The organism is Salicola sp. Rm-C-2C1-2 (genome assembly GCF_040196175.1).
Classification (GTDB): Bacteria; Pseudomonadota; Gammaproteobacteria; order Pseudomonadales; family Oleiphilaceae; genus Halospina.
This window is the reverse complement of record NZ_JBEFNF010000009.1, coordinates 115961-131076: the sequence shown is the minus strand read 5'-3', so window position 1 is coordinate 131076 and position 15116 is coordinate 115961. Positions and strand designations below refer to the sequence as shown.

General features: G+C 58.4%; 18 protein-coding genes, 1 rRNA gene and 1 other RNA gene. 17 read left to right on the top strand and 3 right to left on the bottom strand.

Annotated features, from left to right (window positions below):
- The 12 genes from rrf to AAF659_RS13985 all read left to right on the top strand — a co-directional run.
- Window positions 1–77: ribosomal RNA gene (rrf, locus tag AAF659_RS15160) — 5S ribosomal RNA — on the top strand; the annotation flags it as partial.
- 62 nt (window positions 78–139) lie between these two features.
- On the top strand, window positions 140–895 hold the full coding sequence (locus tag AAF659_RS14035; protein ID WP_349752406.1) for a hypothetical protein: 756 nt from the start codon (window positions 140–142) through the stop codon (window positions 893–895).
- Complete coding sequence (rimI, locus tag AAF659_RS14030; RefSeq protein WP_349752405.1) at window positions 892–1398, top strand: ribosomal protein S18-alanine N-acetyltransferase; 507 nt, start codon at window positions 892–894, stop codon at window positions 1396–1398. Before AAF659_RS14035 ends, rimI begins: the two co-directional genes overlap by 4 nt.
- A gap of 59 nt (window positions 1399–1457) precedes the next feature.
- The gene (gene prfC, locus AAF659_RS14025) at window positions 1458–3038 is read left to right on the top strand and encodes a peptide chain release factor 3 (RefSeq protein ID WP_349752404.1); all 1581 of its coding nucleotides are present in this window, start codon (window positions 1458–1460) and stop codon (window positions 3036–3038) included.
- 16 nt (window positions 3039–3054) lie between these two features.
- Window positions 3055–3855, top strand: a complete 801-nt coding sequence (locus AAF659_RS14020) for a TatD family hydrolase (RefSeq protein ID WP_349752403.1) — start codon at window positions 3055–3057, stop codon at window positions 3853–3855.
- Between the two features lie 130 nt (window positions 3856–3985).
- The gene (gene rplM / locus AAF659_RS14015; RefSeq protein ID WP_349752402.1) at window positions 3986–4414 is read left to right on the top strand and encodes a 50S ribosomal protein L13; all 429 of its coding nucleotides are present in this window, start codon (window positions 3986–3988) and stop codon (window positions 4412–4414) included.
- A gap of 13 nt (window positions 4415–4427) precedes the next feature.
- Window positions 4428–4820: a 30S ribosomal protein S9 gene (gene rpsI / locus AAF659_RS14010; RefSeq protein ID WP_349752401.1), complete on the top strand. Its 393-nt coding sequence runs from the start codon at window positions 4428–4430 to the stop codon at window positions 4818–4820.
- 208 nt (window positions 4821–5028) lie between these two features.
- Complete coding sequence (gene petA, locus AAF659_RS14005; protein WP_349752400.1) at window positions 5029–5628, top strand: ubiquinol-cytochrome c reductase iron-sulfur subunit; 600 nt, start codon at window positions 5029–5031, stop codon at window positions 5626–5628.
- The gene (locus AAF659_RS14000; RefSeq protein WP_349752399.1) at window positions 5625–6860 is read left to right on the top strand and encodes a cytochrome b; all 1236 of its coding nucleotides are present in this window, start codon (window positions 5625–5627) and stop codon (window positions 6858–6860) included. Before petA ends, AAF659_RS14000 begins: the two co-directional genes overlap by 4 nt.
- A complete protein-coding gene (locus tag AAF659_RS13995) occupies window positions 6857–7615 on the top strand; it encodes a cytochrome c1 (RefSeq protein WP_349752398.1) in 759 nt (252 codons plus the stop codon). The genes AAF659_RS14000 and AAF659_RS13995 overlap by 4 nt, the downstream gene beginning before the upstream one ends.
- 99 nt (window positions 7616–7714) lie before the next feature.
- On the top strand, window positions 7715–8341 hold the full coding sequence (gene sspA / locus AAF659_RS13990) for a stringent starvation protein SspA (protein ID WP_349752397.1): 627 nt from the start codon (window positions 7715–7717) through the stop codon (window positions 8339–8341).
- Between the two features lie 33 nt (window positions 8342–8374).
- Window positions 8375–8797: a ClpXP protease specificity-enhancing factor gene (locus AAF659_RS13985; RefSeq protein ID WP_349752396.1), complete on the top strand. Its 423-nt coding sequence runs from the start codon at window positions 8375–8377 to the stop codon at window positions 8795–8797.
- An 8-nt stretch (window positions 8798–8805) separates the two neighbouring features.
- Here AAF659_RS13985 and AAF659_RS13980 read toward each other — a convergent pair whose 3' ends face one another.
- From AAF659_RS13980 to AAF659_RS13970, 3 genes are read right to left on the bottom strand one after another with little or no spacing between them, the layout of a single operon-like run.
- Window positions 8806–9399, bottom strand: coding sequence for an SIS domain-containing protein (locus AAF659_RS13980; RefSeq protein WP_349752395.1), 594 nt, complete (start codon window positions 9397–9399; stop codon window positions 8806–8808).
- Window positions 9396–9761, bottom strand: a complete 366-nt coding sequence (locus AAF659_RS13975) for a YraN family protein (RefSeq protein WP_349752394.1) — start codon at window positions 9759–9761, stop codon at window positions 9396–9398. Before AAF659_RS13975 ends, AAF659_RS13980 begins: the two co-directional genes overlap by 4 nt.
- A 16-nt stretch (window positions 9762–9777) precedes the next feature.
- The gene (locus tag AAF659_RS13970) at window positions 9778–11625 is read right to left on the bottom strand and encodes a penicillin-binding protein activator (protein WP_349752393.1); all 1848 of its coding nucleotides are present in this window, start codon (window positions 11623–11625) and stop codon (window positions 9778–9780) included.
- Window positions 11626–11705: 80 nt separating this feature from the next.
- Here AAF659_RS13970 and rsmI point away from each other — a divergent pair, with 80 nt between their 5' ends.
- From rsmI to ftsL, 5 genes are all read left to right on the top strand, one after another.
- Window positions 11706–12560: a 16S rRNA (cytidine(1402)-2'-O)-methyltransferase gene (gene rsmI / locus AAF659_RS13965; RefSeq protein ID WP_349752392.1), complete on the top strand. Its 855-nt coding sequence runs from the start codon at window positions 11706–11708 to the stop codon at window positions 12558–12560.
- A 39-nt stretch (window positions 12561–12599) separates the two neighbouring features.
- Window positions 12600–12959: RNase P RNA component class A (rnpB, locus tag AAF659_RS13960), an RNA gene on the top strand.
- A 371-nt stretch (window positions 12960–13330) separates the two neighbouring features.
- Window positions 13331–13780 (top strand): division/cell wall cluster transcriptional repressor MraZ, encoded by a 450-nt coding sequence (mraZ, locus tag AAF659_RS13955; protein ID WP_349752391.1) that lies wholly within the window; start codon window positions 13331–13333, stop codon window positions 13778–13780.
- A gap of 20 nt (window positions 13781–13800) precedes the next feature.
- Entirely contained in the window at window positions 13801–14733 is a 933-nt protein-coding gene (gene rsmH / locus AAF659_RS13950; RefSeq protein ID WP_349752390.1) for a 16S rRNA (cytosine(1402)-N(4))-methyltransferase RsmH, read from the top strand.
- 1 nt (window position 14734) lies between these two features.
- Window positions 14735–15112, top strand: a complete 378-nt coding sequence (ftsL, locus tag AAF659_RS13945) for a cell division protein FtsL (protein WP_349752389.1) — start codon at window positions 14735–14737, stop codon at window positions 15110–15112.
- The last annotated feature ends 4 nt before the right edge of the window (window positions 15113–15116 follow it).

Sequence of the window (15116 nt, the reverse complement as noted above, 5' to 3'; positions counted from 1 at the left end):
GCCGAACTCAGAAGTGAAACGACTCAGCGCCGATGGTAGTGTGGGAGATCCCATGCGAGAGTAGGTCATCGTCAGGCCCCTACACCCAAGCCCCGCCGGCAACTCCGCGCGGGGCTTTTTTGTGTGTATAATGGTAGCCATGGATGAACATTTGCGCCGCTATTATCTGACCACACTGGGTATTGAGCCCTGGTGCGCCCGCTGGCCGCTGCCAGGCGCCGCACCCTCTCCGCGATCTCCTGCTGAGCCTGTGGCTCCAATGGATGCCGGTGACAATCAGGCCCTCGAGAGTCCGTCAAAATCGTCTCCGCAGGTTAAAAAACGCAATCAGGGCACTTCTCTGGACGCCGTGCGCCAGGCACTCGGGCCACAAGCAAGCGCTCAAAGAGCGCAGCCGCAAGTTGAGCCAGCTACAGACGCTGACCCAGCCCCAGAAACTGAGGTAGAGTCAGATACCGCGCAGCCCAGCCTTACGCCATTAAATGCCATGGTCTGGCACAGCGAAAGGTTCAGTCTTTTGGCTGCCATTACCGGGCAATTGCCCCATGACGCTCGGAACCGGCTTGGGCGTAACATCCTCCGGGCCCTGGGTGCTGGGGTGGAGGCTGATGCGGTTGTGGTGCGTTGGCCACCTTTCGACAATCCTGAGCTCCCAGGCAATAACTTTGGCGCTTTTAATCAGGTGGTTGAGCGCTTGGTGCGGCCCTCGATATCGCAGCATTGGATTCTTCTTGGGGCAGGACGGAATAGCACCCTGGCAGGAGCAATCGGCTCGCAGGGTCAGGCGGTAGCCCTTTCCACAGCTTATTCTATTGAGGATCTGCTGTCCGAGCCGTCTTACAAACGAACGCTCTGGGAACAGCTGAAACCAATTCTGGCGAGGAGTCAGGTGTGACGTCGCCCGGGAATGACTGGATAAGGCTGGAACAGAGCGAGTTGCAGGTAACAGCGCTCCACGCGAGCGATGTTTCGGCCATGATGGCGCTTGAGCACACCGGGACTCGCCATCCTTGGACCGAGGGGCAATACCTTACGTGCAGTGGCCGCGAGTATGGGTTTCATGGTGCTTGGTATGGTGATGCCCTTGTTGGGTTCGTTGTTGACTGGCACTTGCTTGATGAGGCTCACCTGATGAATCTCTGTGTCCACGGGCAATTTCAGGGTCAGGGCGTGGGGCGGTATCTGTTGAGGTACTGGCTCGCCAGTATGCAAAGGGTCGGAATGGCGACGTTGACACTGGAGGTTCGCGAAACCAACGAGACGGCACAGCGACTTTATGCGAGTGAGGGGTTTGAGCACGTTGCTACCCGACCAGGTTATTATCCGGCATTAGAGGATACTGAAGCCGCGCACATCATGGCGCTTAAGCTTGCCTCGGTTCGTGCCAGCGGTGGCTGAACTGCTACAATCGCCTTCCTTTCGCCGGAGCGTCCCAGACGGAGAGCAGAACCAACGCCATGAGCGATTTTACTGAGGAAGTCCGTAAACGCCGTACTTTTGCAATTATCTCCCACCCGGACGCGGGTAAGACCACGATCACGGAGAAGGTACTGCTTTTCGGCAACGCCCTTCAGAGTGCAGGCACCGTAAAAGGTAAAAAGTCCGGTCAGCATGCCAAGTCCGACTGGATGGATATGGAGAAACAGCGCGGTATTTCCGTGACCACCTCCGTGATGCAGTTCCCGTACCAGGATTGTTTGGTGAATCTGCTTGATACGCCCGGCCATGCCGACTTTTCAGAGGACACCTACCGCACGCTTACAGCCGTGGATTCCTGTCTGATGGTCATTGATGCGGCCAAGGGTGTGGAGGAGCGCACCATCAAGCTGATGGAAGTTACCCGACTGCGGGATACGCCCATCCTCACTTTCATGAACAAGTTGGATCGGGATGTGCGCGATCCGGTGGAGCTTATGGATGAAGTTGAGGATGTTCTCAATATTGCCTGTGCCCCCATTACCTGGCCCATCGGCATGGGAAAGCAGTTCAAGGGGGTCTATCACCTTCTGCGGGATGAAGTAATCCTGTACGAGTCTGGCCAGGGCCACAAGATTCAGGACAGCCGTGTCATCAGCGGTCTCGACAATCCAGAACTGGATGAGGCGATCGGCGACTATGCCGATGAGCTGCGTGAAGAGATTGAGCTGGTCAAGGGCGCGTCCCATGAGTTCGACCTAGACGCCTTTCTAAAGGGCGAGCTGACGCCAGTCTATTTTGGAACAGCATTGGGTAACTTCGGTGTGGATCATATGCTCGACGGGCTGGTCGAGTGGGCGCCATCGCCTCAGACTCGGGAGCTGACGCAGCGACCGGTCGAGGCGGCGGAAGAGAAATTCTCCGGGTTTGTATTCAAGATCCAGGCGAACATGGATCCCAAGCACCGTGACCGTATTGCCTTCCTCCGGATCGTGTCCGGGCGTTACCAGCAGGGCATGAAAATCCATCATGTGCGCATCGGCAAGGATGTCCGGATCAGTGATGCGCTCACCTTCATGGCCGGAGACCGGGAACGTGCTGATGAGGCGGTGGCCGGTGACATCATCGGTCTCCACAATCACGGCACCATCCAGCTCGGGGACACCTTCACCGAGGGGGAGAAGGATCGTTTCACCGGGATTCCCAACTTTGCGCCGGAGCTGTTCCGTCGCATCCAGCTGCGTGATCCGATGAAGGCCAAACAGCTCCAGAAAGGCCTTATCCAGCTTTCTGAGGAAGGCGCGGTTCAGGTTTTCCGGCCGGTACGTAACAATGATCTGATCGTGGGCGCGGTGGGGTCGCTCCAGTTTGATGTGGTGGTTGCGCGCCTGAAGGATGAATACGGCGTGGATGCCGTCTATGAACCGATTAACGTGGCAACAGCACGCTGGATCACCTGTGATGATCCCAAAATGCTTGAAGAATTCGAGCGCAAGAATCAGGAGAACCTGGCGCTGGATGGCAGCGACAATCTCACCTATATAGCGCCGACCATGGTTAATCTACAGCTTGTACAGGAGCGCTATCCGGATGTGTCGTTCCATAAGACGAAGGAACGGTAAAGCACACCCACAAACAATGATTGATGCCCATTGTCATATCGACTTTGCGAGTTTTGATAACCAGCGTAAGCAGTTGCTGGCTAGCTGCTTCCAAACTGGTATCCGTCGGATTGTGGTGCCGGGAACCATTCGGGAGAGCTGGCGGAAGATCCTCAATCTGGCTTGGGAGCACCCCATACTGCTACCAGCTCTGGGGCTTCACCCCTGGTGGGCGGCACAGGCCAATGACGACAGTCTGGACGAGCTGGAGCAGCTTCTGGCTGTAAATAACCAGATCGTAGCAGTGGGAGAGTGCGGACTGGACATCCGGCGTGGCCCGCCGCTGGCCCAGCAACGCGGTATCTTCGAAGCCCAGATCCACTTGGCGCAGCGCTATGACCGGCCACTGCTGATTCACAGTGTAGGAACCCACGATACGGTTCTCTCTCTGCTGCGTCAGGCGCACTTTGAGCCGCCCGTTCTGATGCATGGTTTCAGCGGTTCCTGGGAGCAGGCCCGGGCGCTGGTTGATCGTGGGGCGTTCATCGGCGTTAGTGGTGTCATCACACATGGGCGTGCCCGCAAGACCCATCGTGTCATGGCGGATCTGCCTCTGGAGTCGCTGGTGTTGGAAACCGACGCACCAGGGCTTGCGCCCGAGGGGGTTTCGTCAGAAGGCAATACGCCGCTCAATCTGCCCAGAATACTGGATGCGTTGTGCGCGCTCAGGAAAGAGCCCAAAGAACTGGTTGCAGGACATGTTCGGGAAAATACTTTGCGACTGTTCATGCAGCGAATGAACGATGAGGGTTTGCAGGAACAGGGTGCTCCGGTATAATGCCGCACTTGGCTTTTGGCGGGATCCGCAGCCCAGCCCCGATGCGGACCCGGCTGATACCTGGTTGTGATTACACGTCGCGGCCCTCGCGGGACGTGGCGTCATGGCTTATTGATTCAAGGCGGGATTCATGAAAACTCAGAGTGCAAAACCGGAAAGCGTCTCACGCGACTGGTTCGTTGTGGACGCGGCTGACAAGACGCTTGGACGTCTTTCAACGGAAATTGCCCGTCGTCTTCGGGGCAAGCATAAACCGGAATTTACCCCCCATGTGGACACGGGTGACTACATTGTGGTCATCAATGCAGAAAAAGTGCGCGTGACTGGCAAAAAGAGCACGCAGAAGCACTACTATCGCCATACCGGTTTTCCGGGTGGGCTGCGTTCGATGAACTTCGAAGAGATGATCCGGCGTCATCCCGAGCGTGTCATCGAGTATTCGGTGAAGGGTATGCTGCCGCGTGGTCCGCTGGGCCGTGCCATGTACCGGAAGCTCAAAGTCTATGTCGGCGATGAGCATCCGCACGCCGCACAGCAGCCCCAGCAACTCGAGATTTAAACGGAAGGCGATTATGTCAGCTACTTATAACTACGGTACCGGTCGTCGCAAGACGTCTTCCGCGCGGGTGTTCATTAAGCCCGGCAGCGGTAACATCGAAGTCAACGGGGAGTCCCTGGAACAGTTCTTCGGTCGGGACACTCTTCGGATGATCGTCAAGCAGCCACTGGTGGTTGCTGATGCCGAAGATCGGTTCGATATCAAGATCAGCGTCAGTGGTGGTGGTCCCAGTGGGCAGGCCGGTGCGGTCCGTCATGGTCTCACACGTGCGCTCATGGACTATGATGACACCCTGCGCCCGGCTCTGCGCCGTGCGGGATACGTCACGCGTGATGATCGCGCGGTTGAGCGTAAGAAGGTTGGTCTTCGCAAGGCGCGTAAACGGCCGCAGTACTCCAAGCGCTAAGCCGTCCTCGACGGCTGCCCTTGAAGGCCCGATTTATAGATCGGGCCTTTTTGTGTCGGGCTATGGAATGTTGCGAACTTGTAAGCGGTGACTGAATTAAATAACATTTGGTCGTTTTGATACGGGTTATTTACGACCGGATCAGGAGCCAATCGAGTGTGCCGAATGACCGCCTCGGCACGGGAACGCTTAATGGGAGAAGGCCAGTATGAGCAATGGCGACGTGAACCACGGTCGGCGGCGCTTTCTTGTGGGCGCAACGACGGTTGTTGGTGGCGTCGGGGCTGTTGGAGCCGCGGTGCCGTTTGTCAGTTCGTGGTGGCCCAGTGCTAAAGCCGAAGCAGCTGGGGCCCCGCGCAGGTTGAATATATCCAAGATTGATGTTGGTCAGCGGGTAACCGTTGAGTGGCGGGGTAAACCGGTATGGGTTGTGCGGCGCTCACAGGAGATGCTGGACAATCTGGACGGGATTTCGGATCGGTTGGAAGACCCAGAGTCTGAAGAACCCCAGCAGCCTACTTATATTGATGGACATCACCGCTCCCTTAAGCCTGAATTCCTCGTGGTTGTGGGCATCTGCACCCACCTCGGGTGTTCGCCGAGCTTCCGGCCGACGGAAGGTGCGGAGGGACTTGGAAACGAATGGCCGGGCGGTTTCTTCTGTGCCTGCCATGGCTCTAAGTTTGACCTTGCGGGTCGAGTCTTCACCGGTGTTCCGGCACCTACAAATCTTGTGGTTCCCCCCCACCGATTTGAGGATGATGGTCAGACCATCGCCATTGGCGTCGATCCGGAGGATGCAGCATGAGTAAGCTACTTAAGTGGGTAGACGACAGGTTGCCGGTAGTGGACGCTTTCGAGCGCCACATGAGCAAATACTACGCGCCCAAAAACTTCAACATCTGGTACGTTTTCGGCGTCCTCTCGATGCTGGTTCTGGTCAACCAGCTGCTGACAGGCATCTGGCTGACAATGATGTACACGCCCACAGCCGAGGATGCGTTTGCCTCCGTTGAGTACATCATGCGTGATGTGAATTACGGGTGGCTGTTGCGCTACATGCATTCCACCGGGGCCTCAATGTTCTTCATTGTGGTTTATCTGCATATGTTCCGCGGTCTCATGTATGGCTCCTACCAGAAGCCACGTGAGCTGATCTGGATCTTCGGTATGGCGATCTATCTGATCCTCATGGCGGAAGCGTTTATGGGCTATGTTCTGCCCTGGGGGCAGATGTCCTATTGGGGAGCGCAGGTCATAATCAATCTGTTCAGCGCGATCCCGGGCATTGGCGAGGATCTGGCACTGTGGATCCGGGGTGACTACCTCATTTCAGGGGCGACGCTCCATCGGTTCTTTGCACTGCATGTTGTGGCGATGCCCATGGTTCTGATCGGCCTGGTCATACTGCACATTCTTGCGCTGCATGAGGTGGGGTCCAACAACCCCGATGGTATCGATATCAAGAAGAACAAGGACGCCAACGGTATTCCAAAGGACGGGATACCGTTCCATCCTTACTACACTGTGCACGATTTGGTGCCGATCGCGGTCTTCTTTGCTGTTTTCGCCATCGTGGTTTTCTACTTCCCCGAGATGGGCGGCTACTTCATCGAGAAGCCGAACTTCCAGCATGCGGATCCGCTACAGACACCGGATCACATTGCGCCGGTCTGGTACTTCACGCCTTTCTACGCAATGCTGCGGGCAATCACCTTCAATCTGTTCGGTCTTTCCTCGCAATTCTGGGGGGTCGTCGTTATGGGGGCGGCGATTGCGATCCTCTTCATACTGCCCTGGCTCGACCGAAGTCCGGTACGCTCAATGCGTTACAAGGGGTGGTTCAGCCGTTGCGCTTTGGCCCTGTTTGCTGCGAGTTTCGTGATGCTTGGCTATCTGGGGGCTGAGCCGGCGACGCCGATCAAGACGATGCTTGCGCAGATCGGCACGGCGATCTACTTCGGTTTCTTCATCCTGATGCCCTTCTATACACGGATAGAGTCCACGAAACCGGTTCCGGAGAGGGTGACAACCAAATGAAACAGTTTCTGACCGTTCTACTGGCTATGTGCATCCCGGTCGTCGCCTCGGCGGCCGGTGGCGGCGGTGGCAATCTTGACAGCATGGAGCCGGATCTTGGCGATAAGGCCTCGCTGCAACGCGGTGCGCAGATCTTCACCAACTACTGCATGGGCTGCCATTCAGCCCAATATCAGCGCTATAAGCGCAGTGCGAAGGACCTCGGGATTCCCAAGGAGCTGTATGAACAGAACCTGATCTTTACGGATGCCCGCATTGGTGAGTTGATGCACAATGCCATGCCGGATGAGCAGGCGGCCTCCTGGTTTGGTAATGCGCCCCCGGACCTGACGTTGACGGCAAGGGTGAATGGCCCGGATTGGCTCTACTCTTACCTTCGGGCGTTCTATAAGGACGAAAGCCGGCCCCTTGGTGTGAACAACTCGGTCTTCGAGAACGTGGGCATGCCCCATGTGATGGTCAATCAGGGTGGTCTCTGCGCGGAACCGCCGCATTTCGGCCAAGATCCCAAAGTGGATCCATCCACGGGTGAGGTGGTTGGCGATGAGGCCTGCGAAGAGTGGGCCATTGAAGGCAGCATGGATCCCGAAGAGTTTGATCGGGCTATGTATGACCTGACCAATTTCCTGGTTTATCTGGGTGAGCCAGCTCTGATGGACCGCAAGCGGATTGGCGTGTATGTGCTGATCTTCATCGGCGTCTTCTTCATCTTTGCGTACCTGTTGAACCGCGAATACTGGAAAGACATCCACTGAGGGTATCCGGTACAATCCCCCTCCAGTGCCCGGTACATCGTACCGGGCCTTCTGCGTTCCGTCCCTTCTTCCCGACCAGCGATATCATGGGGTAATACTATGGCTGTTGTGACCAAACGGTCATCGATGACGTTCTTTTCTGATCCGCAAAGCCATTACAGCCACCGTGTAAGGATTGTGCTGGCTGAGAAGGGAGTGACTGTTGATGTCTTGAATGTGGATCCCTCAAATCCACCTGCGGAGCTCGCTGACCTCAATCCCTATAATGCCCTTCCAACACTGGTGGATCGGGATCTGGTGCTCTATGAACCGAACATCATGATGGAGTATCTGGACGAGCGTTTCCCGCATCCACCGTTGCTTCCGGTCTACCCGGTCGCGCGGGCACAGAGCCGTCTGATGATGTGGCGTGTGGGGCGCGATTGGTGTTCGCTGGTAGACCGGATTGAAAGGGGTAGCACCAGTGATGCTAACCAGGCGCGCAAAGAGTTGCGCGAGAGCCTCGTAGGGTCAGCGCCGCTATTCCAGGAGATGCCCTTTTTCCTCAGTGAGGAGTTCACCATGGTGGACTGCTGCATCGGGCCGCTGCTCTGGCGCCTGCCGCAGCTTGGTGTTGAGTTGCCAGGGAAGGGTATAAAACCGCTGGAGCGGTATATGGAACGGCTTTTCGAGCGTCGGGGTTTCAAAGCCAGTCTCTCCGATGCCGAAGAAGACATGCGAATCTGATCCGAAAAGGATCAGGCAGACCGGGAGCAAGTAATGAGATCGAGCCGACCTTATCTGATTCGGGCCCTCAATGACTGGGTTCTGGATAACGGCGCAACGCCGCATCTGGTAGTTGATGCGGGAATGAACGGTGTGCAGGTTCCGGCGGATTATGTCTCGAACGGTCAGATCGTGTTGAACATCAGCCCCTCCGCAGTTCAGGAGTTGCTGCTGGGTGACGATGCGGTTTCCTTTACAGCGCGTTTTGGTGGCGTACCGGTAAGCGTCTATGTTCCGATTTACGCGGTCATGGCGATCTACGCGCGGGAAAACGGGCAGGGCATGGTCTTCGGGCAGGAACCGGGTGACCCGGAGCCGCCGGATGATCCCTCGGGTACCTCTGAGGAACAGGGCAGCGACGGTAACACTCCCGGGGATTCCGGTTCGAAACGCCCGAATCTCAAGGTCGTGAAGTAAGTCGGGACTCAGCCATCACTGAACAGGTGAGCCTCAATTTCAGCACAGAGCGCATTGAGGATTACCACCAAAAGTTCCGCAGTGCCGGCCGTACCCACGTCCGGGAGGGTGATGTCGATATCATGTTCGTGTAAGAGAGCATGCATGTCCGTCTCTGCGCGCCCGGTCACCGCGATAACCCGGATGCCCCGATCGTGGGCGGCCTGCAGGGCCTGGATCAGGCTTGATTGATTGCCGTCATCAGTGAGGAGCAGAAGGGAATCGCCTTCATGCCCCAGGGCCTGGATCTGGCGCGAGAATACCTCCTGGAGCCGATTGTTGAGTCCGATAGCCGCCATTGTGGTGGCGTCCGAACCCAGATTCATTACCGGAAGCGCCGGCCTTTCCGTTTCATGGTAGGCCAGCATGCAGCTGGCGAAGTACTGGGCGAAAGCGTTGGCCTTGCCACTGCCGCACACCAGCACCTGTCGTTCGCTCAGCAGTGTTTCCACAATGGCCTCGGCTGCCTGTCCCAGAGCAGGGACAACAATGCTGGCGGTTTCACCGACGCATTCCATGTGGCTGGCAATATGTTGGTTGAAGCGTTGTTCTGTGTCACTCATGGTGTCGCGTCAAAGGCATTGGTGATCCATTCGAACCCGTAGGGCTGCTCTGGTGTGATGGTTACCGCAATCATATCGAATCGGCAGAAGCAGTTGTCCAGGCCGTGGCGGTGAAGATAGAAGCGGGCGGCCCGGATCAGCTTACGCCGCTTGCGTTCGTCGACGGAGGCTGCACCGTCTACAAGGGCATCTGCACGGCGGGCACGCACTTCGATGAAGGCGAGTGAGTCGCCGTCGTGGCCGATGAGGTCAATCTCACCTGCGCGGCAGTTGAAGTTGCGCTCCAGAATGCGTACGCCCTCTGACTCCAGATAGTTGGCGGCTGCTGTTTCTGCGTCCTTTCCCTGGCTGCGTCTGTCCATCCCCGTGTCTCCCTGTTCATTGCCGATTTTTACCGGCTCTCCCGGGTGCGACCTGCGGCTCTGGAAGAGGTTCCGGCCTGCCCTGGCGGAAGGTGGCCCATTCCGGCGTTCGTTCAAAACTGCCGTTGCCAGTGTTTCGGATCACACCTGTAACCCCTTCAACCCGGTAACCTTCGATCTCTCTGAGAAGCTGAATCTGGTCAGTCAGCCGGTAACTGTCAAAACCTAAAGCGAAAAGCCGGTCATAGCGTTCCCCCAGACCAGGAAACAGAGCTCTCAGGGTTCCCCGTTCCGATGGCGCACCACCGAGAACCCACGGAATATCGGTGAAACGGATACCGTCCAGATCGCTGTCCTTGGCTGGATCCGGGGCGCCGCGATAAAGCAGGGAGCTGCCATACACCGGCAGATCGGCCCCGTAATAGAAAGCGAATAGGGGGTTGATGCGGCGCGCGTTTTCGGGCGACGCGAGCAGCACTAAGGCGTCCGTATCCTGGCGCCGGCGCGGTTCGAAGCGCATGGTGGTGCCAGTCAGCCGCATAAGGGCATTGGCACGCCGGCGGCTCTGGTTGATGCGGAAGCCGTCCGCAACGACCCGATTAAGGTTGCTGTCTTCGGCATACTGGACTGTGTCTAGCAATCTGATGCCTTGTTTCTCAGCCGCTTCCCGGAGTGCTTTCTCCATGCGGATGCCCCAGTCTCCTTCAGGGAGAAACACCAGCATGTTGCTGTGGCCATCCTGTCTCAGGCGCCGGACGATGGCGTGCATTTCATCTTCGCTGCCAAGTCCGAACTGGAACAGGTTTGAGGGGGTAATGGTGGCGTCACGGTCATAGTTGAGTGCAAGCACCGGAGTTGATAGGGCGGGCTGTGAGGTCAGCGCCCGAACGGCCTGCTTGCTGAGCGGGCCCACCACGAGATCCGGGTCTGTTTGGAGCAGTCCTGCATAGATATCGCTGAAGGTGGTGGCGTGGGTGTCATGAAGCGTAACAGCCGGCGTTGATCGTTCCGGGTCGGCGAGATCCTGGTAGTAGGCGGCGAGGAAGCCCTCGCGTACGGCCTCCCCGGCACCAGAAAGAGGTCCACTGAGCGGCAGTGCCAGCGCAACAGAAGCCGGGCGAAGCTCATCGAGTTCGCGCAGCAGTGCTAGTTCTCCCGGGAAAGGGTTAGCGGCATCATGATCCGGCCATCTCTGCCGCCAGTCTCTTATGGCACGGGATCTAGCCTCGACTTCATGCTGCTTGTGGGCCGACAGGGCAAGAGCGAGCTCCAGCCAGCCGCGGGTCTCTGAGTCCGAAGTGCGCTGGGCCACCGGTTCCAGGTCATCGCGGCCCACTTCCCGCAGAGCGCTCCAGATGCGCTCATTGAGCGGGTCCGGCTGGCGGGTGTCACTGCCACGCCAGAGGATCAGCGTCCGGGCGTTGGGCAAGTGACGGGCAGTAAGCTCGTAGACCCCTGCTACCGCGGCAAAAGCACTGGGCTGGCGGTCCGGGCCCAGCCTCAGCGGCAACGCTGGATCCAGCTGGTCGGCCAGGCGTTGTGCCAGGTCAGTATCGCCGCGCCTGACGGCATCCTGACTACGCAGCCACAGGTAGCGGTCGCGGGCAGCGTCCCGGAATTGTTCCGACTCTAGGACCTGCAGCAAGGAACGGGCACTGGCGTATTCGCCGCTGAATTGAAGCATTTGCGCCGCCTTGAGCTGATATTGTCGGCGAAGGCTGGCATCATTGGTATCCGACGCGGCATCCAGCAGTCCCTGAACTGTAGAGGGAGATTGCTGTTCAGGCGTGGAGACAGGCTCCACGGCACAGCCGGCAATGAACAGCAGCAGGAAAACAGTCAGGACCGGCAAACGGATTCTCATGGGCGTCTCGGCTGGCGTTGTTGCAGGTGGTTCGGCTTCAGTGCGATCCAGTGATTCTAACAGGTAATGGCAGTCTGAGCATGACGGAGACTTTACAGAAAGGAACCCTTTATGTGGTGGCAACGCCCATCGGCAATCTCGCGGATGTAAGCGCCCGGGCGGCGTGGGTGCTGGCGGGGGTGGATCGAGTGCTTGCCGAGGATACCCGCCAGACCCGACGGCTTCTGGATCATTTGGATCTACACAAAACGCTGACCCCCCTGCATGAACATAACGAAGACCGTCAGCTGGCCCCGGTTCTGGAATGGTTGCGTAACGGTGAGAGCCTGGCACTGGTCTCGGATGCGGGAACACCGCTGATTTCTGACCCTGGCTTTACCTTGGTTCGGGCAGCGCGGGAACAGGGCCTGCCAATGGTAACGGTGCCGGGGGCGAGTGCGGTAACGGCGGCTCTGGCGGTAGCAGGCATTCCCACCGACCGGTTCGTGTTTGAGGGATTTCTGCCGCCGAAGCCTGGGGCGCGCCGAAAAGCTTTGGAAGCACTGGCTCGCGAAGCCCGCACCATGGTCTTTTATGAATCCCCTCGGCGTGTGGCGGGGACATTGGGCGATATGGGGGCTGCCTTCGGCAGCGATCGCCCTGCGACCTTGGCCCGGGAGCTCACCAAGGCCCACGAGCAGTCGGTCTACGGCACCGTGGCGGACCTGGCGGAGCAGGTGGCCGAGGGCCTCATTCCGCTGAAAGGGGAATTTGTGCTCATGGTGGCAGGGGCCGCGGCCTCTTCCTCCGGGCTGGATGTGAACTCCGATCACCTGCTCACCGAGCTGATGACCCGGCTGAGTGTGAGTGATGCCGCGCGCATGGCGGCACGGATTACTGGTCAGGGGCGCAGTGGCCTCTATCAACGGGCACTGGTACTGCAGGAGCGCGAATAAAGCTCTTGTAAAAGCGGCCGTCAGCCGTTATTTTCCCGCCGAGTCCGCTATGCAGTCGCTGTTACTGCCTTTGCGTAGTAATGGAGGAAAGTCCGGGCTCCACAGGGCAGAGTGCCAGGTAACGCCTGGGCGGCGCGAGCCGACGGAAAGTGCAGCAGAAAGGAAACCGCCTAAGCGGCCCACGGGCCGACGGCAAGGGTGAAAAGGTGCGGTAAGAGCGCACCGCGTGGCTGGCAACAGTCCATGGCGACGGTAAACCCCACTCGGAGCAAGGCCAAATAGGAGTCCAGGGGTGTGGCCCGCACCGGACTCGGGTAGGCTGCTTGAGGTCCGCGGTGACGCGGATCCCAGAGGAATGGCTGCACGCGACAGAACCCGGCTTACAGGCGGACTCGAACAGGCCCCGGTGCTTCCCAGGCGGAAGTCCGGGCCACCCTTCCTATTCTATCTATCTATCGACCAGTTCTCTCCTATAGCGAAAAATTCTTGATCTTTACGTGAATTCTCGGAGTTGCCTCCAGGTTTCTGAAAAGGCGGCATTTGTTATCCGGCTATTACCTCACGTTCATCGCTTTGGCCTCTAAATCACTGGCACAACGGCATTTTTTGCCAATCCAGGGCGTCTGGGTTTTCTTGCATTGCCTGGGGAGTCTTCTTATAGTGTCGCCAAGTGGTAAAAAGTGGCATCAGGTGGTGTCTTGTGGGTTGTGAGTGGTGGCAGTGGGATCATGTGGTGATCCGGGCCACTGGATCGGGGTAGCAGAGCGGCCATGACGAACTTTCTCGGAAGTCATGCGATCAGTATGGACGCTAAGGGACGTGTGGCGATCCCCGCTCGTGTCCGCGAGGACCTTGAGAGCCTTTGTGGTGGTCGTATTGTGCTGACTGCTCACACCGAGGAACGCTGCCTTCTGGTCTATCCGGAACCGCAATGGGAAGAAATCCTGCCCAAGGTCGAGGCGTTGCCAAGCTTCAACAAAGCAGTGCGCCGCACTCAGCGGTTGCTTATTGGTTATGCCACTCCTCTGGAACTGGATAGCGCGGGCCGAATTCTGGTGCCGCAGCCGCTGCGTGATTACGCCGGCCTGGAAAAGAAGCTCTATCTGGTCGGTCAGGGCCGTAAGTTGGAACTCTGGAGCGAGGACCGCTGGATGGCGTGGCTTGAGGAAGATGATGGCGATGAGGAAATCCCAGAGGAGATGAAGTCCCTGTCGCTTTAAACAGGGGCTGGAGAATGGCCATGGCACATGAGTCCGTACTGCAACAGGAAGCCATTGATGCGTTGGTCACCACGCCAGCGGGTTGGTATGTGGACGCGACTTTCGGTCGCGGAGGTCACAGCCGCGCCATTCTGGAACGCATGAATGAGGCAGGGCGGCTTCTGGTGGTGGACCGGGATCCTACGGCGATTGAGGTGGCAGAGGCGTTGGCGGCGCAGGACCCGCGGGTGAGCGTTCAGCGCGGTGCTTTCGGAGACCTGTCCCGGCTTCTGCAGGATGCCGGCTGGGGTTGGGTGGATGGCGTTTTTCTCGATCTGGGTGTTTCCTCGCCGCAGCTGGACGAACCCGAGCGCGGTTTCAGCTTCCGCTATGACGGACCATTGGACATGCGCATGGATCCGGATTCCGGGCAGAGTGCGGCTGACTGGCTGGCCCAGGAGGACGAAAAGGAAATCGCGCGGGTTCTGCGTGAGTTTGGTGAGGAACGCTTCGCCAAGCGTATTGCCCGGCGCATCGTTGAGGTTCGGCGGCAGCAGCCGATTACCCGCACCGCGCAGCTGGCGGAATTGATCCGTGAGGCCGTGCCGTTCGAGGATCGATATAAACACCCGGCAACCCGCTCGTTCCAGGCGATCCGGATTCGGGTGAACGAGGAACTGCCACAGCTGGATGAAGCTCTTCGCCAGGGGGTGGATCATCTCAGTGATGGCGGTCGGCTTGTGATTATCAGCTTCCATTCGCTCGAGGACCGCCGGGTAAAGCGCTTCATGCGTGATTGCAGCCGGGGGCCGAAACTACCCAGGGGTGTGCCGGTGACCGCTGAGATGGAGGAAACCGGATTCCGGACCATTGGCCGTGCGGTCCAGGCATCAGAGGCTGAACGCAGCGCGAATGGGCGCGCGCGCAGTGCGGTGATGCGGGTGCTGGAACGTCGCAGTGGCGGGGAGGCCTGACATGGGTGCCACAACGATCAGGCCGGAAACCGGGGGACGCGCGCTGCGCTGGCGCGAAGTGCTGGACGCCGCCGCGCGAATATCCGCACGCATATTCCATGGGCTCTGGGACTCTAGAGTGCTGGTAACGCTGCTGATGCTGGTGACGTTGACTGTCTCCGCGCTGGCGGTGGTGCATGCCTCCCATCTCAATAGAAGTCTTTACAGCACGCTCAACGACCTCCGGGATGAGCGGGATGCCTATCAGCGGCAGTGGACACAGCTGCTGCTGGAACAGAGTGCGCTCAGCGCGCACAGCCATGTGGAAGGGCGCGCGACGCGGGAGCTGGATATGAAGGTTCCCGCGCGCGATGACATTGTAGTCGTGACAACGCGGTAGATTC